The sequence below is a fragment of the Streptomyces sp. H51 genome (assembly GCF_035656535.1).
Taxonomy (GTDB): Bacteria; Actinomycetota; Actinomycetes; order Streptomycetales; family Streptomycetaceae; genus Streptomyces.
Genome location: NZ_JAYMHD010000046.1, coordinates 1 through 23,122, shown reverse-complemented (window position 1 = coordinate 23,122; position 23,122 = coordinate 1). Strand labels below are relative to the sequence as shown.

Here is a 23,122-nt window from a genome sequence, read left to right as displayed (position 1 = left end):
CGGTGCTTTCGCTATGTCCGGGCGGTTCGCGCCTCCCGGAAGGAATCCACCGGGAATGGGGTCCGGGGGGACTTTCAGGGCGTTTTCCGAGCGGATATGGGAGGCATCGTCGCACCGCGCGGGAATTCCGTTCGCCTACCCGCGGAAGATGTCCGGAACCGTCCGAACGAGTGACGGTGTTCGACCGAAACGCGTGTCGTGGTCCTGTGACAGAAGTGTGACCGGAGCAGGACGGGCGGCCCTCCGCGCCGGTCCGGCCTTCCCCGGCCGCGGGCCAGGGCCTAGCGTGGCGGCATGGACTCGATTCCCACTCCGCCGGCGGAGCCCCAGGACAGTCCGGAGGGCTACGTCGGCCTCGTCGCCGCCGCGGCCGAGCGGCTCGCGCGCGAGCGCGGCTGGAGGACGGTGCGCTCGCTGCCGCCGGGGGCGATCATCACGATGGAGTACCGCGTCGGCCGGCTGAACTTCGAGGTGACCGACGGCCGGGTGACGCGGGCCTGGAAGGGCTGACGGACGGCTACGGCCCCGGCTCCGCGAGGGAACCGGGGCCGTAGCCGTGCGGGGGAGGCTGTGCGTACCGGCCCTCGCCGCGCCGGTGGCGTCAGCCGCCCGTGACCGGCCGGGCCGCCGAGGTGGTCGTGGTGCGCGGGACGCGGTCGGCGTGCGGCGGCCTGCGACTGCCGACCGGCGTGACCGGCGTGCGCTCCGAGCGGGTCGTGTGCGGTCCCGGGGCGAGGTAGACGGGCGCGCGTGGCGAACGGGACATGGCGGCGACCGTCTCGCGGGCCGCGGCCTCGTCCTGCGCGGAGGAGGCCCGCGGTTCGGTGAGCGCGGGCACCGCGACCGGGGCGGGCGCCGCGGCGGTGACGCCGCCGCGGGCGCGCCAGCGGTCGCGCAGGTCGAAGAGGGCGACCTCGGCGCCGGCGATCAGCGGCTCGCACCAGGGCAGGGCGAGCAGGATGAGCAGACCGGCGGTCCAGCCGAGCAGCACGTCGCTCAGCCAGTGCGTACCGAGGTACACGGTGGCCATGCCGACGCCGAGCGCGGTCACCGCGGACACGGCGGACAGCCAGCGGCGGGCTCTCGGGGTGGACGCCAGATAGGCCAGGATGCCCCAGGTCACCACCGCGTTCGCGGTGTGGCCGCTGGGAAATATGTCGCCGCCCAGGCCCATCTCGTTGGAGCCGATGGTGGTGGCGTAGTGCGGGCCGAGACGGCCCATGCCGAGCTTGGCGGCGCCCACCGTGATGTTCAGCAGCAGCAGCGAGGCGCCCAGGGTCAGCAGCGGGCGCAGCGTGTGCTGCCGCCAGGAGCGCCAGCCCAGCCAGGCCGCGACCATCACCGCGGTGGGTCCGCGCTGGCCCAGGACCACGTAGTAGTCGACGAACCAGTGGATGCCGGACCACTGCTGGTACGGCCGGAAGAACATGACCTGCCAGTCGAGGCGGACCAGCCACGAGGTGGTCACCACGAGCCACACGATCGCCAGGTAGAAGGCGAACGTGCCGACGAGCAGCGCCACCCGGTGCCGGCTCATCCTCGGCACGTCGAGGTTGGCCGGTCGTTGCGGCTCCCGGTCCAGCCTGGTGAACACCCGGTCCAGACGGGTGAGGATTCGTTCGGTACGCACCCAATCGACGTTACAGCGAGTGAGCTCAGTTCTCCGTCGAATCAGCGGCTTTGTGATGACGATGTGATGTGGGATTCCTCTCAGCCGGGCTTTATTTCCAGCGAATCCGCATTGCCGGGGCCGGGTGCTCCTTCAATTCCTTCGATCATTCCATGGAACGGTTGAATGGAGCTTTTGAATTCGTTCACCGAATCCTGGTGCGGATTTATCCGGACGCTCATCACACAGCGCGGTCGCTCACGGCGGACCGGAGCCGTTCAGCCAGAACGCGCCGTACACGGCGGACGCCGCCGCGACCCCGCCCACCACCAGCGCCGACCTGGACGGGCGCAGCCGCGCCAGGGCCACGGCGAGGGGCAGCAGCAGCGGGAAGGCGGGCATCAGCAGGCGCGGTTTGGAACCGAAGTAGCCCGACGCGCACAACGCGAGGGCGGTGACCGCGCCCGCGTACACCAGGAGCGGGAGCGGCTGGCGCTGCCGCACGCACGCCCCGTACAGCAGGCCGACCAGGACGACCCCGGCGATCAGGCCGACGCCCGCGAGGGCCGACGGGAGGGACGTGAACCTGCCGGCGACGAAGCGGGCGAAGGCGTAGCCGCCGTCGAAGCCGTTGCGCCAGCCCGCCTGGACGTCGAGGTAGCCCAGGGGACCCCTGCCGGTGTGCCGGCCGACCCACAGGACGTACCCGGCCGCACCGAGGGGCGCGAGCAGCATGCCGAGGGCGCGCTGTCGGACGGTCGCGCCCCCTGGGGGCGGGCTGTCCCCGCGGTGGGGGGCGTGTGCGGTGTCGCGTGCGCCGTGCGGGCCGGAAACGCTCCCGTTTCGCACGAACGAGGCTGCGGCCGCCGCCCACACGGCGGCCGCCACCGCGAGCCCCACCGGCCGGGTCAGCCCCGCCAGCAGGGCCAGCGAGCCGGCCGCCGGCCACCGGCCGGCCAGCACCGCGTACAGCGACCAGGCGGCCAGCGCCGTGAACAGCGACTCGCTGTACGCCATCGACTGCACGACCCCGACGGGCAGGGCCGCCCACAGCAGCACCGCACACACCCCGGCCCGCGGGCCGTACAGCCGGTCCGCGACGGCGAAGATCCCCCAGGCCGCCGCGAGCGAGGACACCAGGGCGACCGCGAACCCGGCGCCGGCGTACGACAGCGGCGTCACGGCGTGCAGCAACCGCTCCAGCCAGGGCAGCAGCGGGAAGAACGCCAGGTTCGAGTGGACGTCCCCGTTCGGCAGCCGCACCTCGTAGCCGTAACCGAGCCCGGCGACCCTCGCGTACCACAGCGAGTCCCAGCGGGCGGTGAGCAGGGTGTACGCGCTCCGGCCGCGCGCCGCGCTCCACAGGGCCAGCACCACCAGGCCCAGGGCGCGCACGGCCGCGTACCCGAGCAGGGCCGGGGCCGCCCGGCGCAGGGCCGCGGTGCCGGGCGGGGCGGCGCGCGTCGCGAGATCGGTCACGGCCCCGATTATCGGCCGCACCCGGAACCGGCCGGCCGGGAGGGGCGTGGTCGCGGTGGAGGGGAGTGGCGTACGCCACACAGGTTCGCGCGGAGTCTGAGAGGTCCGCCACTCGGTAGTGTCCGGATCTCGCGTACGCTGACGTGTCACTCGCCTTCGTTTGCGCGGGCCGGGGAGCGCTGCTCCTCTCGGCCGAGTCACGGGGAGTCCCCCACCCGTGAGCCCGCCGGACGCGAGGGAAAGTCTGGGAGGTACGTACATGTCCCTAACGACCACGGCCGCCGCTGAGCTGCGCCGTCGGGCGGCCGGGGCCGGTGCCAACCGCTGGGTCGTCCTCGTCGTGCTGTGCGTCAGCCTGCTGCTGGTGGCGGTCGACGCGACCGTGCTGCACGTGGCGGTGCCGGCCGTCACCGAGGACCTGAGGCCCGGCGCGATAGAACTGCTCTGGATCGTCGACGTCTACCCGCTCGTCTGCGCCTCGCTGCTGATCCTCTTCGGCACGCTCGGCGACCGGGTCGGCCGCAGGCGGATCCTGCTCCTCGGGTACGCGCTGTTCGGCGTCGCCTCCGGGCTGGCCGCCCTGGCCCGCGATCCCCAGGTTCTGATCATGGCGCGGGCGCTGCTCGGCGTCGGCGGCGCGATGATCATGCCGGCCACCCTCTCGATCCTGCGCCAGGTCTTCCCCGACCGGCGTGAACGGGCGCTCGCGATCGGCGTCTGGAGCGCGGTCGCCGCGGTCGGCGCGGCCGTCGGCCCGCTGCTCGGCGGCTTCCTGCTGGAGCACTTCTGGTGGGGGTCGGTCTTCCTGGTCAACATCCCGCTGATGCTGGTCAGCCTGCCGGTGGGCCGGATCCTGCTGCCGGAGTCGCGGGGCGCGAGCGACGGGCCCTGGGACGTGGTCGGCGCGCTCACCGCGGCGGCCGGGCTGTTCGGCGTGGTGCTGGGCGTGAAGCGGCTCGGCGGCGGCGAAGCGCCGGGAAGCGTGTTCACGGTGGTGCCCCTGGTGGTGGGCGCGGTGCTGCTGGTGCTGTTCGTGCGCAGGCAGCGGCGCCGTACGCATCCGCTGGTCGACCTCGGCATGTTCGCGCGGCCGGCGTTCAGCACGTCCGTGGGGTGCATCATTCTGGCGATGCTCGCCCTGGTGGGCCTGGAGCTGATCGCCGCGCAGTACCTGCAGCTGGTGCTCGGGCTGTCGCCCCTGCAGACGGGCCTGCGGCTGATGCCGCTGACGTTCGCGGCGATGGCGGCCGGGCTGGCGGGGGCGCGGATGCTGAGGCGCTTCGGGCCGCGCCGGATGGTGTGCTTCGGGTTCTGCCTGACCGCCGGGGCCGTGGTGCTGCTGACCGCCATGGGCGCGACGGACGACCCCGCGCTGCTGCTGTCCGGTTTCGTGCTGCTGGGCTTCGGTCTGGAGACGACGCTGTTCGGGGCGTACGAGTCGATGCTGAGCGAGGCCCCGACCGCGCAGGCCGGCGGGGCGGCGGCGATCGGGGAGACGTCCTACCAGTTGGGCGCGGGCATCGGGATCGCGCTGCTGGGCAGCGTGATGAACGCGGCGTACGCGCCGGGGCTGTCGGCCGTCCCCGGCGTGCCGGCGTCGGCGTCCGCCTCGGCGGGGCATTCGCTGGGCGAGGCCTACGAGGTCGCCGGGAAGCTCGGCGGGCCGGTCGGCGCGGCCCTGCACCGGGCGGCGCGGGACTCCTTCGTGCACGGGCTGCACGTGACGCTGCTGGTGAGCGCCGGGCTGTTGCTGCTGGGGGCGGTGATGGCGCTGCGGCTGCCGAGGGTGATGCAGTGCGCGGAGCCGCCGGCCGTCGAGGTGCCCGCACCCCGGGAGGCCACCCAGCCCCGTGTCTCGGTGTGATCCAAGGGGATTCTGCCGCCCGTCACCGGGGCGGCGCATGGCCGCCGGCCCCCTGCGTCCCGAGCAGGTCGGCTTCGGCGGACCGGACGCACCGGCTCGTGCTGGGCAAGGCGCTCACCGGACTCGGTGCCTTCCGGTGAACCCCGCGTGGGACGGGGCCGGTGAGCGGCCTTGCCTCAGCTCTGGTTGAAGAACCCGTCCGTCCGGTGGGAGGCCGGCTCGCCGCTCACGATCTCGGTGTCGGCCGGGCTCAGCAGGAACACGCGGTTGGACACGCGGTCGATCGAGCCGCGCAGGCCGAAGATGAGCCCGGCCGCGAAGTCGACGACGCGCTTGGCGTCGCCGGCCTCCATGGCCGTGAGGTTGATGATCACCGGTACGCCCTCGCGGAACATCTCGCCGATGGCGCGAGCGTCCCGGAAGCTGTCCGGGGTGATCGTGCCGATGCGGCGACCGCGGTCCTCCGCGACGTCCGTGGCCACCCTGACCCGCGGGTCGGTGACCCAGGCATCCCCGGGCTCGGTCCCTTCGGAGTAGTCGTCGTCGTAGTAACGCTCGTCATCGTTGTCGTCGACGAGGCCAAGCCAGGCACTCGCCTTGCGTACCGATCCCATGGACGCCTCCTCTCACAGCGGTCTTTCGTGCTTTCCGCATCCCTATGGTCATCCATGATGCGGACGTCGCGCCAAGTGGATAGACGCCGCGCGGGGGGTTTGTGACGGTACTGGTGCACAGCGAATCCGTCGAGAGTCCGTATGTCCCAAGGGTTCTTGCCCAAACGGCTGCTGACTGTGAGTGAAATATGATTCTTGCTGGCGGACGGGTGACGGGCGGCGCGTACGGGTGAAGGAACGGCCGGTACGATGCGCCAGTTCAACGCTTTGCAGGTGGTCGCGCACGCCACGGGGGGATCGTCTTGTTCGGAATTGTCAGACCTTGTCGGCATCGGCTGGGGGAGCGCCTGGGGGCCCAGTGGATGGCCCATCTGTGCGGGTTGTGTCTCGCTCTCCGTAAGGACCACGGACAGTTCGCGCGATTCGTGACGAACTATGACGGACTTCTCGTATCGGTGCTGACGGAGGCTCAGGCGGAAGGGCAGGACGGACGGCGGCGCACGGCGGGTCCGTGTCCCCTGCGCGGCATGCGCACCGCGTCCGTCGCGCGGGGCGAGGGGGCGCGGCTCGCCGCCGCCGTCTCGCTGGTGCTCGCCTCGGCCAAGGTGCGCGACCATGTCGCCGACGGTGACGGGCTGCTGGCCCGCCGGCCCGTGGCCGTCGCCGCCCGCCGGGTCGCCGCGAGCTGGGGTGCGGCGGGCGCCCGCGGCGGTGTCGCCGTCGGGTTCGACACCGCCGTCCTGCTGGACGCGGTGGAGCGGCAGACCGGTATCGAGGCGCTCGCCGGGCCGGGGACGTCCGTACTGACGGTCACCGAGCCCACCGAGACGGCGACCGCCGCCGCCTTCGCCCACACCGCGGTGCTGGCCGGGCGGCCGGGCAACGCCGAGCCGCTCGCCGAGGCCGGCCGTCTCTTCGGACGGCTCGCGCACCTGTTGGACGCCGTGGAGGACCAGGAGGCGGACGCCGCCTCGGGCGCGTGGAACCCGCTCACCGCCACCGGGACACCGCTCACCGAGGCCCGGCGGCTGGCCGACGACGCGCTGCACGGGATACGGCTGGCGCTGCGCGAGGCCGAGTTCACGGACGGCGCGCTAGTGCACCGGCTGCTCGTGCACGAGCTGCGCACCTCCGTCGACCGGGCCTTCGGCACCGCATCCTGTGCCCACGGGGTGGTGAACTCGGCGTCCGGTCCGTCCGCGCCGCCCGGCGGGCCGGGCACCCCGCTGCCGCCGGGGCCGCCCCGCGCCCCGCGCGGGATCATCGCGGGCTGCGCGGTGTGGCTGGGGCTCGCCTGCACCTGCCAGATGTGCTGCGGCGAGTTCGAGGACCCATGGAGCCGCCAACGCCGGGAAGGCCTGTGCAGCAACAAGGACTGCAGTGAATGCTGCGATTGCTGCGACAACTGCGGCGATTGCTGCGACAACTGCGGCGATTGCTGCGACTGCTGCGATTGCTGCGACTGCAGCTGCGACTGCTGAACCGGATGTCCGCCGCCGTCCGCCGGTGAGAGCCGGCGGACGGCGGCGCCGGGCTCCGGGGCACCGGCGTCGTCGAGCGAATCGCCGTCTACGCGCCCGGGCCGCACCCTGGCCGGCGCCTCGACGTCCACCTCGCCGACCCGCGTCCGCCGACCCGCGTCCGCCGACCCGCGTCCGCCGACCCGCGTCCGCCGACCCGCGTCCGCCGACCCGCATCCGCCGGGCGGCGGGCGCATCCGGCGCGCCGCGCGGTCGCCGCTGCCGTGGATGAACCACCACGCCGAGGACGTCACCGTGTCGACCGACGAGACGGCGGCCGTGGAGACCCGTTGCGGGAGGCCCCACACCGCACGGGTGGGCCGGCGTCGACGGACGCACCTTCGCCGACCGGCAGTTGCGGGCCGGACCTGCGCCGGCCCCACGAGCGGGCCGTCGCCGTCCCGCGAGGAACCCGCCCGGCGCGCCGCCGCCCGGTTCGCCGACGTGGCCCTCGTCCGGGGCACGGGCCGCGCGCGGGCGGCGGCCGCGGGGGACCGGCTGGGGGAGGCGGCCGCACGGGACCGGCTGCGGGAGGCGGCCGCCGCATACGGGCGCGGCCCGCGGGTGCTCGCGAGTCTCCTCGTCGATCCCGGCGGGGGCGAGCACGCCGCCGAGCCCGGGGCGGCCGGTCGGGGCTCACGTCCCGGCCGCGGCCGAGGCGGTCCCAGGCGGAGGACCGCGCGGGGCGCGCTGTACCGGGGCGGCCCCGTGGACCTCGCCGAGCCGATCGCCGCCCGGTGCACCGGCGGTGCCGCCGACGGCTTCCCCCGCACGCCCGTCGGGCCGCGCCGCGACCTGGAGCGTCCGGTCGGCGGAACGGCCGCGCCGCTTCAGCACCGCGGCCTGTTCCGCACCTTCTGTCCGGGCGGCACACTGAGGGACCACCGGGGCCTCGCGGCCCCCGTCGTCCGGCACACCGCGGCCGGTGACGCGTCCTGACGGTCCGGCATGCCGAGGCCCCGTCGTCACCCCGAGTCGCTGCCGCGGACATGACAAGTATCGCGCCATTCCGACGGTGCCTCACGGAGTGCCGCTGGGTGCGGAGTTCCACCCTCCAGGGTGAAGAACAGCGAGAATGCTTCGGTACGCGGCAAGATCAACGGCTTTGCGGTGGAGCCCGGTTGGACGTCACGCGGCCGAAAGGCGCCCTTGCGCCGCTCGACGGTACGGCCGAATACTCCCGGCAAGCGCCTCGTCAGAGACACAGCGTGTCCGAAATCCGGACATCTGTGCGCCTGGCTGCGCCTCACGGGCCCCGACCCCACGCGGGCCCCCGAATTCCCATGGAGGGAACGAAAAGTGAGGATCAAGCGCACCACTCCCCGCAGCGGAATCACGAGACGGACTCGGCTGATCGCCGTCACCACCGGACTCGTGGCCGCGGCAGCGGTCGCGGTCCCCAGCGCGAACGCGTCCAGCGACGCATCCTTCAGCACCGCCCAGCTCAAGAGCGCGGGCAACTCGGTGCTGAAGGCCGACGTCCCGGGCACCGCCTGGGCCGTCGACAGCAAGACCAACCGGGTCGTCGTCACCGTCGACAGCACGGTCTCCAAGGCCGAGATCGCGAAGATCAAGCGCCAGGCCGGCAGCAACGCCGGGGCCCTGACCATCAAGCACACCCCGGGCACCTTCAAGAAGCTGATCTCCGGCGGCGACGCGATCTATGCGAGTAGCTGGCGCTGCTCGCTGGGCTTCAACGTCCAGGACTCCAGCGGGAACTACTACTTCCTGACCGCCGGTCACTGCACCGACGGCGCGGGCACCTGGTGGTCGAACTCGTCCCACTCGACCACCCTCGGCAGCACCGCCGGGTCCAGCTTCCCCACCAACGACTACGGCATCGTGCGCTACACGAACACGTCCGTGACCAAGTCGGGCACCGTGGGCAGCCAGGACATCACCAGCGCGGCCACCCCGTCGGTCGGCACCACCGTCTACCGCCGCGGTTCCACGACCGGCACGCACAGCGGCCGCGTCACCGCGCTCAACGCGACCGTCAACTACGGCGGCGGCGACATCGTCTACGGCATGATCCAGACCACGGTCTGCGCCGAGCCCGGCGACTCCGGCGGCCCGCTGTACGGCGGCACCACCGCCTACGGTCTGACCTCCGGCGGCAGCGGCGACTGCACCTCCGGCGGCACGACCTTCTTCCAGCCGGTGACCGAGGCGCTCAGCGCCTACGGGGTGCACGTCTACTGATCCGCTGCCGATACGCGCCACCGGCGCGCGCATGAGCCGACCCGCGCATGAGCCGACCCGTGGCCGGCAGCGTCCGAGCCCCCGCACGCCCCACCGTGCGGGGGCTCGCCCGTGCCGTGGTCCCGTCCCGCACGTCGGGGCGGGACTTTCGCACGATGTGAACAGGGACCTTCGTCCCCCCAAGTGGGGGCCGGTCTCGCGCCCCCCGCACCGGGCCGCCGCGGTCGAATGGATGTGTCAGCGAAGGGTTGTGGTGGAGGAGGCCGGCCATGCAGGTCGAAGAACGGGTGGACGTACTGGTCGAGGGCGCGCTGGAAGCACTCCGCCAGTTCGAGACCTACGACCAGGAGCAGGTCGACCACATCGTCAAGAAGGCGTCCCTCGCGGCCCTGGCCGCCCACGGCGACCTGGCCCGTCTCGCGGTCGAGGAGACCGGCCGGGGCATCTTCGAGGACAAGGCGGTCAAGAACATCTTCGCCTGCGAGCACGTCACCCACTCGATGCGCGGTCTGCGCACCGTCGGCGTGATCCACCGCGACGAGCTGACCGGCGTCACCGAGATCGCCGAGCCGGTCGGGGTCGTCTGCGCGATGACACCGGTCACCAACCCGACCTCCACCACCGTCTTCAAGGCGCTCATCGCCCTGAAGACCCGCAACCCGATCGTCTTCGCCTTCCACCCCAACGCCCAGGAGTGCTCGCGCGAGGCCGCCCGCATCGTGCGGGACGCGGCCGTCGCGGCCGGCGCGCCGGAGAACTGCGTGCAGTGGATCGACGAGCCGTCGATGGAGGCGACCCGGCTGCTGATGAACCACGACGGCGTCTCCACCATCCTCGCCACCGGCGGCAACGCGATGGTCCGCGCCGCCTACTCCTGCGGCAAGCCCGCCCTCGGCGTAGGCGCCGGCAACGTGCCCGCCTACGTCGCGGCCGACGCCGACCTCGCCCGGGCGATCCACGACGTCGTCCTGTCCAAGGCCTTCGACAACGGCATGATCTGCGCCTCCGAGCAGGCGGTCATCCTGGACCGGGAGGTCTACGAGGCCGGCATCGCCGAGATGAAGCGGCTGGGCGCCCACGTCGTCACCGCCGCCGAGAAGGAGAAGCTGGAGCAGTTCCTCTTCGGCGTCAGCGCGCACGGCACCAACTGCGGTGAGGCCAGGCTGAACGCCGCGATCGTCGGCAGGTCCGCCGCCTGGATCGCCGAGCAGGCCGGATTCGCCGTGCCCGAGGACACCTCCGTCCTGGTCGCCGAGTGCACGGAGGTCGGCGCGCGTGAGCCGCTGACCAGGGAGAAGCTGTCGCCGGTGCTCGCCGCGCTGAAGGCCCTGGACACCGAGGACGGACTGCGGCTGTCCACCCAGATGGTCGAGTTCGACGGCCTCGGACACTCCGCCGCCATCCACACCGAGGACGAGGAACTCGCGGAGGAGTTCGGCAAGCGGGTCAAGGCGATCCGCGTGATCGTCAACGCGCCGGCCAGCCTCGGCGGGATCGGCGACGTCTACAACGCCTTCCTGCCCTCGCTCACCCTCGGCTGCGGCTCGTACGGACACAACTCGGTGTCCAACAACGTCTCGGCGGTCAACCTGCTCAACATCAAGCGGATCGGGCGGCGCAACAACAACATGCAGTGGTACAAGGTCCCGCCGAAGATCTACTTCGAGAAGGGCGCCCTGCGCTACCTGAAGGCCATGCCCGACGTGCACCGCGTCACCGTCGTCACCGACCGCACCATGGAGCAGCTCGGCTTCGTCCGCCGGGTCACCGAGATCCTCAACTCCCGTGAGGAACCGGTCCTGATGCAGTACATCGACAACATCGAGCCCAACCCGGAGCTGTCCACCGTGCAGGCGGGCGCGGCCGCCATGCGGGAGTTCCGGCCGGACACCATCATCGCGCTCGGCGGCGGTTCGCCGATGGACGCGGCGAAGGTCATGTGGCTGATGTACGAGCGGCCGGAGGTCGAGTTCGCGGACACCAAGGAGAAGTTCTTCGACATCCGCAAGCGGGCCTACAAGTTCCCGCAGCTGGGCGAGAAGGCCAAGCTGATCGCCATCCCGACCACCTCGGGCACCGGCTCGGAGGTCACCCCCTTCGCGGTCATCTCCGACCCGGAGGCCGCCAAGAAGTACCCGCTCGCCGACTACGCGCTCACCCCGCACGTGGCCATCGTCGACCCGGTCCTGTCGATGAACCTCCCGCCGACGGTGACCGCCGACTCCGGCTTCGACGCGCTGACCCACGCGACCGAGGCGTACGTCTCGGTGTACGCCAGCGACTTCACCGACGGGCAGGCGCTCCAGGCGATCCGGCTGATCTTCGAGAACCTGGAGGCCTGCGTGAAACAGGGCGCGAAGGCGCCGAAGGCCCGGGAGCGGATGCACAACGCCTCGACCATCGCGGGCATGGCGTTCGCCAACTCCTTCCTCGGCCTCGTCCACGCCATGGCGCACACCCTGGGCAACACCTTCCACGTCGCCCACGGCCGCACCAACGCGCTGCTGCTCCCGCACGTCATCCGGCACAACGGCACGGTCACCCACAAGGCGACCCCGTGGCCGAAGGCCGAGACCTACCGGGCGCCCGAGCGCTACCAGGACATCGCCCGCATGCTGGGCCTGCCGGCGGCCACCCCCGCGGAGGCCGTGGAGTCCTACGCCCGGGCGGTGGAGGAGCTGCGCGAGCGCTGCGGCATCCCGGCCTCCTTCAAGGAGGAGGGCGTCGACGAGGAGGCCTTCCTGGCGGCGCTCCCGCAGCAGGCCCTCAACGCCTACGCCGACCAGTGCGCGCCCGCCAACCCGCGCATGCCGATGATCGACGAGATGCAGGAGCTGATGCGCAAGGCGTACTACGGCACCTGACCCGACCGGGTCCCGCCCGGCCCACCACGACGCCGGGCCCCCGGCCGCCACCGCCGCCCCCGCCGACCTGACCGGCGGGGGCGGTGGCCGTCCGGGGGCAATGGCCTTCCTGCCGGCCTGCCCGCCGTGGCGTGGTGTGCCGGCCGTGGGCGGTGTCCCGCCGGGCAGCCGGTGGGCCGTCGGGGCCGGTGGGCCGGTGGGCAGCCGGTGGGTCGTGGGGCCGGTGTGCGGTGTGCCGGTGGGTCGTGGGGCCGGTGTGCGGTGTGCCGGTGGGTCGGCGGTGGCCCGGTGTGCGGCTACGAGGCGTGCGCCGGGCGGTGCCCGGCCCGGTGCCGTTCGTGCAGGGCCGCCGCCGCCAGGGTGACCGCGATCCCGGCCGCCGCCCAGGCCGACAGCACCAGCAGGGCGGAGGCCGTGTCGTTGCCGTCGAAGTAGGCGATCGAACGTGCCGTCCAGGTTCCGGCGCCCGTCGGCAGCGCCGGGCCGATGGTCTTCCAGAACGGCGGCAGCAGCGGCAGCGGGAAGGCGCCGCCGGCGCTCGGGTTGCCCGCGATCACCACGAGCAGGATCGCCAGGCCGATGCCGACGATGCCGAAGACGCCCTGCAGGGCCAGGGTCGCCGCCCCCACCGCGAAGGTGGTCAGCGCGCCGAGCCACCACAGGGCGGCCACGCTGCCGGGCAGGGCGCCCAGGATCGGGCCGACCACGACGGCGCCGCCGAGGCCGCCGCCGACCGCCACCAGCGCCATGACGCCCAGCCGGATCAGCGCCCGCGGGACGTTCGCGGGCCGTGCCCCCGTGCTGATGGCCAGGATCGAGGCGCACAGGTAGCCGCCGACGCACCAGCCCACGACCAGGTAGAAGGACGACAGCGCGTTGAAGTCCTGGGGTGAGGCCGGGGCGACGTCCACCGTCCGGACGGTCCGCCGCTGGGAGGCCTCCAGGACGGTGAGGTACTTCTCCAGGGTGGTCGCGAGCAGGGCTCCGCCGCCGCTCGCGACCAGGAGCCGGTCCGTGCCGCCCGTCGGATCGATCACCAGCGCGCCGTCGATCTCCCGGTTCAGGAGCTGACGGCGCGCCGTCGCCTCGTCGGCCACCGCGCGCGGGTCCAGGGGGGAGCCGGGAAGCTTCCCCAGCCGGGCCACCGCCTGCCCGGCCGCGGCCGGCGGAGCGGCCACCGCGAAGGGCACGTCCCGGGGGCGCGGGTGGTGCAGCGCGCCCACGTAGGAGGCGATGAACAGCACCTGGAGGGCGATCACACCGAGGATCAGCAGTGAGGCCCGCGGGGTGACGGCGTCCTTCACTTCCCCGAGCAGGGTGGTCCGTGTCATGCCCTCACGCTCCGGGGCGGCGGTCGTTTGCGCAGGTGGGAAGCGCCCGAATGGTTGTCGTACAGACGTTCGGGAATTGGTCTATGGTGGGGTGAGGGAGTCGGGAACTGATGTTCGATACGGTCCGGTAACGGTTCGAAGCGGGAGGTGCGGATGTCAGGGTTCACGCATCTGCACACCGTCTCCGGGTTCTCCCTGCGCTACGGCGCCTCGCACCCGGAGCGGCTGGCCGAGCGCGCCGCGGAGCGGGGCATGGACGCCCTCGCCCTCACCGACCGCGACACCCTCGCGGGCACCGTGCGCTTCGCCAGGGCCTGCGCGAAGACGGGAGTACGGCCCCTGTTCGGCGTGGAACTGGCGGTGGAGCCGGCGACGGCGGACCCGCAGCCGGGGTCCGTGCGCGGAGGCAGGCGGCGCACGCCGGTGCGCGGCGGCGCCTTCGTCGACGAGTCGGCGCCCCGGGTCACCTTCCTGGCCCGGGACGGCGCGGCCGGCTGGGCCGGCCTGTGCCGTCTCGTCACCGCCGCCCACGGCCCCGTCCCCGGCTCCGCCCGGGCGGGGGGATCCCCGTCCGCCGGTACGCCCCTGCTGCCTTGGGCCGACAACCACGCCGACGGCCTGACCGTCCTGCTCGGCCCCGCGTCCGACGTCGGCCGCGCCCTCGCCGCGGGCCGCCCCGACCGCGCCGCGAAGCTCCTCGCCCCCTGGCGGGAGGTCTACGGCGACGCCCTGCGCCTGGAGGCCGTCTGGCACGGCCGCGCGGGTACCGGTGCCGGCTCCCTGCGGCTGGCCGCCCGCACCGTCGGTTTCGCCGCCGAGCAGCGGATCCGGCCGGTGCTCAGCAACGCCGTGCGGTACGCCGACCCCGGCCTCGGCCCGGTCGCCGACGTCCTGGACGCGGCCCGCCGCCTGGTCCCGGTCGACCTCGGCAGGGAACTGGACTCGGGGGAGGCCTGGCTCAAGGACCCGGACGCCATGCTGCGCGCGGCCGAGCGGATCGTGGAGGCCGCGGGCTTCCGGCCCGAGGCGGCCCACCGCCTGCTGGAGCAGACCCGGGCGACGGCCGCCGCGTGCCTGGTCGACCCCGAGGACGACCTGGGCATCGGCACCGTCCACTTCCCCGAACCGCACCTGGCCGGCGCCGGGCGCCGCACCGCCCAGCGGGCGCTGGCCTCGCGGGCGGCGGCGGGCATGGTGCTGCGCGGCTACGCCGGCCGGCGCGCCTACTGGGAGCGCATGCACCGGGAGCTGGACATCATCGCCCACCACGGCTTCGCCTCCTACTTCCTCACGGTGGCCCAAGTCGTCGACGACGTGCGGAGGATGGGCATCCGGGTCGCCGCCCGCGGCTCCGGGGCGGGCTCCCTGGTCAACCATCTCCTCGGCATCGCGAACGCCGACCCGGTCGAGCACGGGCTGCTGATGGAGCGCTTCCTGTCCAAGGAGCGGGTCGTCCTGCCCGACATCGACATCGACGTGGAGTCCGCGCGCCGCCTGGAGGTCTACCGCGCGATCATCGACCGGTTCGGCGCCGAGCGGGTCGCGACGGTCGCGATGCCGGAGACGTACCGGGTGCGCCACGCGATCCGCGACGTGGGCGCGGCTCTGTCCATGGATCCCGCCGACATCGACCGCATCGCCAAGTCCTTCCCGCACATCCGCGCCCGCGACGCCCGCGCGGCTCTGGAGGAACTGCCCGAACTCAGGCGCCTGGCGGGGGAGAAGGAGAAGTACGGAAGGCTGTGGGAACTGGTCGAGGCGCTCGACGCCCTGCCGCGCGGAGTCGCCATGCACCCCTGCGGGGTGCTGCTCTCCGACGCCTCCCTCCTCTCCCGCACGCCGGTCGTGCCGACCAGCGGCGAGGGCCTGCCGATGTCGCAGTTCGACAAGGACGACGTCGAGGACCTCGGGCTGCTCAAGCTCGACGTGCTCGGCGTGCGGATGCAGTCGGCGATGGCGCACGCGGTCGCGGAGGTGGAGCGGGCCACGGAGGAGCGGATCGACCTGGACGGACTGCCGCCCGGCGACCCGGCGACGTACCGGCTCATCCGCTCCACCGAGACGCTGGGCTGCTTCCAGATCGAGTCGCCGGGCCAGCGGGACCTGGTGGGGCGGTTGCAGCCGAGCACCTTTCACGACCTGGTCGTCGACATCTCCCTGTTCCGGCCGGGCCCGGTCGCCGCCGACATGGTGCGGCCGTTCATCGAGGCACGGCACGGGCGGGCGCCGGTGCGGTTTCCGCACCCGGACCTGGAGGAGCCGCTGAGGGGGACGTACGGGGTCGTCGTCTTCCACGAGCAGATCATCGACATCGTCGCCATCATGACCGGCTGCGGTCGCGGCGAGGCGGACCGGGTGCGGCGCGGACTGTCCGACCCGGAGTCGCAGGCGCGCATCAAGGTCTGGTTCGCGCAGCACGCGGCGGCGCGGGGGTACGACGCAGAAACGATTCAGCGGACCTGGGAGACCGTCGAGGCCTTCGGGTCGTACGGGTTCTGCAAGGCGCACGCCGTCGCCTTCGCGGTGCCGACGTACCAGTCGGCGTGGCTGAAGGCGCATCACCCGGCCGCCTTCTACGCGGGGCTGCTCACGCACGATCCCGGGATGTACCCGAAGCGGCTGCTGCTGGCGGACGCGCGGCGGCGCGGGGTGCCGGTCCTGCCGCTGGACGTGAACCGGTCGGCGGTCGCACATCGTATCGAACTGGTGTCTGAATCGGGTGTCTGGGGGCTGCGGTTGGCCCTCTCCGACGTGCACGGCATCAGCGAGGCGGAGGCGGAGCGGATCGCGGACGGGCAGCCGTACGCCTCCCTGGTCGACTTCTGGGAGCGGGCCCGCCCGAGCCGTCCGCTCGCCCAACGGCTCGCCCAGGTGGGCGCGTTGGATGCCTTCGGCGCCAACCGCCGGGATCTGCAACTGCACCTGACCGAGCTGCACCGGGGCGCCCGGGGCGCGGGCGGCGGCCAGCTGCCCCTGGCCGGCGGGCGCAGGACCGCCCCGGCCGGGCTGCCCGACCTCTCCTCGGCGGAGCGGCTCAGCGCCGAACTGGGCGTGCTGTCGATGGACGCCTCGCGCAACCTGATGGACGACCACCGGGAGTTCCTCGACGAGCTGGGCGTGATGTCGGCGCGTCGGCTGCGCGAGGCACGGCACGGCGAGACGGTCCTGGTCGCGGGCGCCAAGGCGGCCACCCAGACCCCGCCGATCCGCTCCGGCAAGCGCGTCATCTTCACCACCCTGGACGACGGCACGGGCCTGGTCGACCTCGCCTTCTTCGACGACTCCCACGACACCTGCGCCCACACCGTCTTCCACTCCTGGCTGCTGCTGGTGCGCGGGGTGGTGCAGCGGCGCGGCCCGCGCAGCCTCAGCGTGGTGGGCGCCGCCGCCTGGAACCTCGCGGACCTGCTGGAGGTGCGCCGGGAGGAGGGGCTCGACGGGGTCGCGGCCCGGCTGGCCGAGCCGGCCGGATCCGGCCGGGACGGCGCCACCGGGAACCGCGCCGCGCGCGAGGACGGCGACGGCTCCGCGCCGGAGGACGGCGGCGGTTCCGCGCCGGAGGACGGCGGCGGTTCCGCGCCGGAGGACGGCGGCGGTTCGTCGCCGACCCGGCTCGCCGGTTCGGACGGGCGGCCGGCGCCCGCGGGCTCCGCGGCCCGCGACCCGATGGAGGACCGGAGGATCCGCATGCCCACGGGGTACCGGATGCACCCCTGGGCGGATCTGCGCCCCGCGGGCGAAGGGCCCGCGGTGGGAAGGAAGTTGTGGCACCAGAGTCCGGGGAGTGCGGGATGACCGTTCTGTGCGTACGTTTCCAGCTGCCGCCGGCGCACGAGGCCGACCTGCCGGGGCTGCTCGGGCTGCTCGAGGAGTTCACGCCGGTCGTCCAGGCGCTGCCGCCGGACGGGGCGCTGGCCGATCTGCGCGGCGCCGAGCGGTACTTCGGACGCAGCGCGGTGGAACTGGCGTCGGTGATCCGGGTCCGTGCCCTCGCGCTGCACGGCGTCGACTGCGTGATCGGCGCCGGGCCCGGGCCGATGCTGGCCCGCGTGGCGCTGCGCGACGCCCGGCCCGGGACGACCCGCGCGGTGCCCGAAGACCCGCACGGCATCGCGGAGTTCCTCGCGGACCGGCCCGTCGCCGCGCTCCCCGGCGTCGGCGCGGCGACCGCCCGCACCCTGGGCGAGTACGGCCTGGACACCCTCGGCCGGGTCGCCGCCGCGCCGCTGTCCACGCTCCAGCGCCTGGTCGGCGCGAGGGCGGGCCGCGAACTGCACGAGAAGGCGAACGGCATCGACCGCGGCCGCGTCGTCCCGAACGCCGTCTCCCGTTCCCTGGCCGCCGAACGCCCCTTCACCCGAGACGAGCTGGACCCGGACCTGCACCGCCGCGCCCTGCTCTCGGCCGCCGGCGAACTCGGCGCCCGGCTGCGCGCCGTGGACAAGGTCTGCCGCACGCTCACCCTCACCGTGCGCTACGCCGACAGGTCCGCGACCACCCGCAGCCGCACCCTGAAGGAGCCGACCGCCCACTCGGCCGCGCTGACCGCGGCGGCGTACGGCATGTACGAGGCGCTGGGCCTCCAGCGCGCCCGGGTCCGCGCGGTGCACCTGCGCGCCGAGGGCCTCGCCCCCGCCGGACAGGCCTCCCACCAGCTCACCTTCGACCCCGCCGACGAGAAGGCCCGCCGTCTGGAGGAGGTCGCGGACCGCGCCCGCGCCAAGTTCGGCCCGGACGCGGTGAAGCCGGGGACGCTGGCGGCGTGAACCCGGCCGGCGGGGTGGTCAGTTCGCCCACGGCGGGCTGATCCGGGTTCCGTCGGCCAGTTCGGCCTCCAGGCCGATGGACGTGGTGACCCAGGAGATCGCGGTCTGGTCGGTCGGGTTCTCGACGCCGAAGGCAGTGCCCGGGCTGACGATCACCGTGTCGCCCGCGGTGACGCGGTCGGTGCGGCCGTCCAGGGTGACCAGCAGCTCGCCGATGAGCAGGTGGAAGACCTCCTCCCGGCTGACGGTGTGCACGGGCGCCCGGGTGCCCGCCGGGATCTCGCCCCGCCAGGCGCACAGCTCCTTGCTGCCGGTGAGGGGAGTGGCGTACGAGACGAAGCGGGCGCCGTGGATCTCGTGGGTGACGGCGTCGGACGTGCGGATGACGGGCATGGGTGCCCTCCGTTCCGGGAGACGGTGAAAATAGTCAAGCTGCTTGACCATGTGGACCGGTGCCATGGTCAAGCTTCTTGACCATTTCGTCAAGGGTTGTGAACTGCTGTTGGCTGGCTGGGCACAGGCGCGTTCTGGCGCACTTGAGTGAGTGTCCGGGCTGTGGCACGCGCGCTCTCATGGGCGGGAACGAGGGTTCCTCGGTCGAATGTGTGACCTTTTCCGGTGGTGGTCGTTGAGCGTGGTGACGGGTGTTTGGCCGGTGTGGGGATGGGGTGATCGGGGGTGGGTGGGCTGCGGGAGTTGGCGGCGCCGTTCGTCGTCGCCGGTCCGTCGGGTGTGGCGGTCCGTGACCGGCTCAAGCGCCTGAGTGCCGAGGACGAGCGGGTTCTTCGTCTGGTCGGTGATCATCTGGGCACGCTCGCCTCGAGGGACCTGAAGGCCCGCTGCGCGGCCGGGCTGGATCATGACGGCGAGCAGTGGGCCGCGCGTAAGCGGGCCCTGACGGAGGTGTCTTCCTCCCGCTGGGCCGGGTCGGTCACCAGGGCCACCCGCGATCAGTGGGCGCTGGCCCGGCGCGGGCAGCTCGCGCACATCCAGAGCCTGGAAGCCGGTGTGGCCATGATCGCGCACCGGCTGTCGCTGCCGGTCGGTGAGAAGGGCGCCGGGCGGGCTCCGGGCGGCTACCGCAGCAGGCGGGAGTGGCATGCCAAGTCACGCCGTCTGCACGTGCTCGCCGGCCGGCTGAATGCGGTCCGGGCGGACTGGGAGGCCGGAGTCGTGCACGTGGTGCGGGGCGGCAAGCGGCTGCTGAACACCCGCCACCACCTGCAGACCGCGCAGCTCACCGAGGAGCAGTGGCGCATCCGGTGGCAGGCCGGGCGCCGGTTCCTCCAGGCCGACGGCGAGTCCGGCAAACGCTTCGGCAACGAGACCGTCCGCGTCACTCCCGGCGGTGAGATCTCCCTCAAGCTCCCCGCCCCCTTGACGCACCTGGCCAACGCCCCGCACGGCCGGTACGTGCTCGCCGCGAAGGTGGCGTTCGCGCACCGGGGCGCGCAGTGGGCCGACCGCGTCACCGCAAACCGGGCCGTCGCCTACCGCATCCACGAAGACGTGCAGCGCGGGCGCTGGTACCTGACCGCATCGTGGACGATCCCCCCGGCTATGACCGTGCCCCTGGCCGCGGCCCGCACGAACGGGCTGATCGGCGTCGACACCAACGCCGATCACCTGGCCGCCTGGCGCCTCGACCAGCACGGCAACCCCGTCGGCGCACCCCTCCGCTTCTTCTACGACCTGACCGGCAACGCCCGGCACCGGGACGCCCAGGTCCGCCACGCCCTCACCCGGCTCCTGCACTGGGCCGCACGGCACCACCTCGCAATCGCGATCGAAGACCTCGACTTCACTACGGAGAAGACCCGCGAGAAACACGGCCGCCGCAGGAAGTTGCGCAATCTCATCTCCGGCATGCCCGTCGCCAGGCTGCGGGCCCGCCTGGTGTCGATGGCGGCCGAACGCGGCATCACCATAGTCGCCGTCGACCCGGCCTACACCAGCCGCTGGGGCGCCCAGCACTGGCAGACACCCCTCACCGGCACGAACAGGAAGACCACCCGCCACGACGCAGCAGCCGTGGCAATCGGACGGCGCGCCCTGGGGCACCCGATCAGGCGACGGACGGCACCGCCCCCTGCTCACCGGAGTGATGAGCAGGGGCATCGGACCGTCCAGGCCCGGCCGGGCGCCTCGGGGCGCGAGGAACCCCGCCCCCGCGTCCCCGGACCACGGACACGATCCGTGCGCGCCGGACACGGAGCGAACGCGGGTGACCCGGACGCCCCAACACCGTTCGGGGCGTCCGGCTGAGCATGAGTTCTGGCTGCAGGACTCACTCCCGCTCAGTCTTTAGGAACGGTGTTTCAATGCCTCCGTGCAGAACTCCGAGGCCATGGCCCTGTCCGCCGCCCTGCTCGCCGTCGCCGGCGAGCTGACGCAGCGCATCAACGAGGGCGTCGTCGCCCGCGGCTTCGAGGGGGTGCGGCCCGCGCACGGCTTCGCCTTCGCGCGGCTCGCCCCGGACGGCGCGACGGTGACCGACCTCGCCGCTCACCTCGGCGTCACCAAGCAGGCCGCCAGCCAGCTCGTCGACGAGATCGTGCGCAAGGGGTACGCCGAGCGGCGGCCGCATCCCGTCGACGCGCGGGCCCGGCTGATCGTGCTGACGGAGCGCGGGCGGGCCTGCACGCGGGCCGCGGAGGAGGCGGCCGCGGAAGCGGTGCGCCGGTGGACCGAGCTGCTCGGGGAGGGCGAGGTGCGGGCGCTGTCCGACCGGCTGGCGCGCCTCGCCCCCTACGGCCCCATCCGGCCCGCCTGGTGACGCACCATCAGGCGTTACCACCGAATCTGCTGTCACTGGAAGTTTTTACTGACGCGTAACTTCACGTCTGTACTACTCGCCCGTAACTTGATGGGTGAACAGCATCCTCGTGATCCGGATCACAAGGCGTCCTGCCGTCGCAACTCCCTTGAGCCGCAAGGAGATCACTCGATGCTGCCCTGGAAAAGACTCCTCAGACCCCTGACCGCGCTGCTCCTCACCGCCGCCGTCGCCCTGGTCCCCGCCACCGCCGCCCCCGCCTCCACCGCCCCCAGCGCGGGCTGGAACGACTACTCCTGCAAGCCCTCGGCCGCCCACCCCCGGCCCGTCGTCCTGGTCCACGGCACCCTCGGCAACTCCGTCGACAACTGGCTGGGCCTCGCCCCGTACCTGAAGGACCGCGGGTACTGCGTCTTCTCCTTCGACTACGGCCAGCTCCCCGGCGTCCCCGTCTTCTACGGCCTCGGCCCCGTCGACAAGTCGGCCGAGCAGTTGTCCGCCTTCGTCGACAAGGTGCTCACCGCCACCGGCGCCGGCAAGACCGACATCGTCGGCCACTCGCAGGGCGGCATGATGCCCCGCTACTACCTGAAGTTCCTCGGCGGCGCCGCCAAGGTGAACGCCCTCGTCGGCATCGCCCCCAGCAACCACGGCACCGACCTGAACGGCCTGACCAACCTGCTGCCCTACTTCCCGGGAGCCGCGGACCTGCTGTCCACGGCCACCCCGGCCCTGGCCGACCAGATCACCGGCTCCGCGCTCCTCACCAAGCTCAACGCCGGCGGTGACACCGTCCCCGGCGTCCACTACACCGTTCTCGCCAGCAAGTACGACGAGGTCGTCACGCCGTACCAGAGCCAGTACCTCAGCGGCTCCGACGTGCACAACGTCCTGCTGCAGAACCTGTGCTCGCTCGACCTCTCCGAGCACCTGGCGATCGCGCTGCTGGACCGGATCGCCTTCCACGAGGTGGCCAACGCCCTCGACCCGGCACACGCCACCGCCACCACCTGCGCGTCGGTGTTCAGCTGACCCCGCGTCGGGGCCTGCCCGGCCTGAGCCGCCGGACACGCCCCGACGCTGCCGCCGGCCCCGCCTGACGGCCGTGCCCAGCGGCCCCGCCTAGCGGCCGTGCCGCCCGCCGGCCGCGCGGCGGCGGACCGAGGCGAACCCGGCCGCCGAGCCGAGCGTCAGGGCCGCCGCGCCGCCCACGGCGAGGTACGGGGCGCTGCCGTCGCCGCCGGTCTCGGCGAGGCGCCGCGCGGCCCCGGCCGCCTTCGGCGCGGCGGCCGCGGCGGCGTCCGTGCCGCGGCCGTCCGCGGTGCCGTCCGCGGCGATGGTCGGCCGCGCGGAGGTACGGGCGTCGTAGTCGCCGTGACCGTGGTGCTCGACCGTCGACCTGCCGGCACCGTCCTTGATCTGCTCCCCGGAGGGCGCGGACGCGCTCGGCGCCGGCGACGGACCGGCCGTCGCGGCACCGCCGTCGTCGCCGCCGAAGGCGACGTCCGAGCAGGAGTGGAACGCCTCCGGGCTGGCCGAGCGCTGCCAGACCGCGTAGAGCAACTGCCTGCCGGAGCGCTGGGGGAGCCTGCCGGAGAAGGTGTAGTGGCCGCCCGACGCGACCGGGTCGGTCGCGGTGGCCACCGGGTGCTCCAGATCCAGGTCGGACCAGGCGAGCGGCTGGACCGGGTCGTAACCGGCCTTGGTGATGGACACCGTGAAGGTGCCGTTGTGCGGGGCGGTCACGCGGTACCCGAAGGTGTACGGGCCGCTGCTCACGCCGGTGGCGGGCCAGTCGGCGCGAGCCAGGTCGAGCCCCTTGAACTCCTCGTTGCCCGCGCTGCACAGCCTGCCGTCCGGGATCAGCTCCCGGTGCCGTCCGTTCGCGTCCCCGATGCGGATGCCGTTCCAGTCGTACAGCGCCTGCGTGCCGCCCGCCGCGACCGCCGCCCGGCACGCGTCCGACTTCGGGCTCTCGGGCCCCTCGGCGTGGCACTGGGCGACCCGGCTGACCGGGTCCCCCATCGAGCCGTGCGCGGACGCCGGGGCGGCGGCGAGGGCGGTCAGCGCGAGCGGGGCCGCGCCGAGGGCGGCGAC

At 73.3% G+C, this 23,122-nt stretch carries 16 protein-coding genes and 1 pseudogene; 11 read left to right on the top strand and 6 right to left on the bottom strand.

Annotated elements, in window-relative coordinates:
• Positions 1 to 294 precede the first annotated feature (294 nt).
• Positions 295 to 510: an I78 family peptidase inhibitor gene (locus VKA29_RS13435; protein ID WP_324785715.1), complete on the top strand. Its 216-nt coding sequence runs from the start codon at positions 295 to 297 to the stop codon at positions 508 to 510.
• A 91-nt stretch (positions 511 to 601) separates the two neighbouring features.
• Here VKA29_RS13435 and VKA29_RS13430 read toward each other — a convergent pair whose 3' ends face one another.
• Entirely contained in the window at positions 602 to 1,630 is a 1,029-nt protein-coding gene (locus tag VKA29_RS13430; protein WP_324785714.1) for a phosphatase PAP2 family protein, read from the bottom strand.
• A 237-nt stretch (positions 1,631 to 1,867) separates the two neighbouring features.
• Entirely contained in the window at positions 1,868 to 3,088 is a 1,221-nt protein-coding gene (locus VKA29_RS13425; protein ID WP_324785713.1) for a hypothetical protein, read from the bottom strand.
• 259 nt (positions 3,089 to 3,347) lie between these two features.
• On the opposite strand from VKA29_RS13425, the gene VKA29_RS13420 reads away from it, so the two are divergent.
• Positions 3,348 to 4,952 carry an MFS transporter gene (locus VKA29_RS13420; RefSeq protein WP_324785712.1) on the top strand — a complete coding sequence of 535 codons (1,605 nt, stop codon included), beginning with the start codon at positions 3,348 to 3,350 and terminating at the stop codon, positions 4,950 to 4,952.
• A gap of 176 nt (positions 4,953 to 5,128) precedes the next feature.
• Here the strand turns inward: VKA29_RS13420 and VKA29_RS13415 are convergent, their stop codons facing one another.
• On the bottom strand, positions 5,129 to 5,566 hold the full coding sequence (locus tag VKA29_RS13415; protein ID WP_324785711.1) for a cell division protein SepF: 438 nt from the start codon (positions 5,564 to 5,566) through the stop codon (positions 5,129 to 5,131).
• A gap of 302 nt (positions 5,567 to 5,868) precedes the next feature.
• Between VKA29_RS13415 and VKA29_RS13410 the strand changes: the two genes are divergently transcribed.
• From VKA29_RS13410 to adhE, 4 genes are all read left to right on the top strand, one after another.
• Positions 5,869 to 7,047, top strand: coding sequence for a DUF5685 family protein (locus VKA29_RS13410; RefSeq protein ID WP_324785710.1), 1,179 nt, complete (start codon positions 5,869 to 5,871; stop codon positions 7,045 to 7,047).
• Between the two features lie 267 nt (positions 7,048 to 7,314).
• On the top strand, positions 7,315 to 8,025 hold the full coding sequence (locus VKA29_RS13400; RefSeq protein ID WP_420718485.1) for a hypothetical protein: 711 nt from the start codon (positions 7,315 to 7,317) through the stop codon (positions 8,023 to 8,025).
• Between the two features lie 360 nt (positions 8,026 to 8,385).
• A complete protein-coding gene (locus tag VKA29_RS13395; protein WP_324785708.1) occupies positions 8,386 to 9,288 on the top strand; it encodes a S1 family peptidase in 903 nt (300 codons plus the stop codon).
• 269 nt (positions 9,289 to 9,557) lie between these two features.
• Entirely contained in the window at positions 9,558 to 12,152 is a 2,595-nt protein-coding gene (gene adhE, locus VKA29_RS13390) for a bifunctional acetaldehyde-CoA/alcohol dehydrogenase (RefSeq protein WP_324785705.1), read from the top strand.
• 296 nt (positions 12,153 to 12,448) lie between these two features.
• Here the strand turns inward: adhE and VKA29_RS13385 are convergent, their stop codons facing one another.
• A complete protein-coding gene (locus VKA29_RS13385) occupies positions 12,449 to 13,483 on the bottom strand; it encodes a DUF3533 domain-containing protein (RefSeq protein WP_324785703.1) in 1,035 nt (344 codons plus the stop codon).
• Between the two features lie 153 nt (positions 13,484 to 13,636).
• Here VKA29_RS13385 and dnaE point away from each other — a divergent pair, with 153 nt between their 5' ends.
• Positions 13,637 to 17,278 carry a DNA polymerase III subunit alpha gene (gene dnaE / locus VKA29_RS13380; protein ID WP_324785701.1) on the top strand — a complete coding sequence of 1,214 codons (3,642 nt, stop codon included), beginning with the start codon at positions 13,637 to 13,639 and terminating at the stop codon, positions 17,276 to 17,278.
• Positions 17,275 to 18,249, top strand: a complete 975-nt coding sequence (locus VKA29_RS13375) for a DNA polymerase Y family protein (protein WP_324785699.1) — start codon at positions 17,275 to 17,277, stop codon at positions 18,247 to 18,249. Before dnaE ends, VKA29_RS13375 begins: the two co-directional genes overlap by 4 nt.
• 18 nt (positions 18,250 to 18,267) lie before the next feature.
• Here VKA29_RS13375 and VKA29_RS13370 read toward each other — a convergent pair whose 3' ends face one another.
• Positions 18,268 to 18,642: a cupin domain-containing protein gene (locus VKA29_RS13370; RefSeq protein WP_324785698.1), complete on the bottom strand. Its 375-nt coding sequence runs from the start codon at positions 18,640 to 18,642 to the stop codon at positions 18,268 to 18,270.
• A gap of 285 nt (positions 18,643 to 18,927) precedes the next feature.
• On the opposite strand from VKA29_RS13370, the pseudogene VKA29_RS13365 reads away from it, so the two are divergent.
• From VKA29_RS13365 to VKA29_RS13355, 3 genes and pseudogenes are all read left to right on the top strand, one after another.
• Positions 18,928 to 20,557 (top strand): annotated as a pseudogene (locus VKA29_RS13365) (IS200/IS605 family accessory protein TnpB-related protein).
• 21 nt (positions 20,558 to 20,578) lie between these two features.
• Entirely contained in the window at positions 20,579 to 21,025 is a 447-nt protein-coding gene (locus VKA29_RS13360; RefSeq protein ID WP_324785696.1) for a MarR family winged helix-turn-helix transcriptional regulator, read from the top strand.
• Between the two features lie 171 nt (positions 21,026 to 21,196).
• Positions 21,197 to 22,057 carry an esterase/lipase family protein gene (locus VKA29_RS13355; protein WP_324785695.1) on the top strand — a complete coding sequence of 287 codons (861 nt, stop codon included), beginning with the start codon at positions 21,197 to 21,199 and terminating at the stop codon, positions 22,055 to 22,057.
• Positions 22,058 to 22,147: 90 nt separating this feature from the next.
• Here VKA29_RS13355 and VKA29_RS13350 read toward each other — a convergent pair.
• Positions 22,148 to 23,122: lytic polysaccharide monooxygenase (locus VKA29_RS13350; protein WP_324785694.1), on the bottom strand; the 975-nt coding region annotated here is incomplete at its 5' end.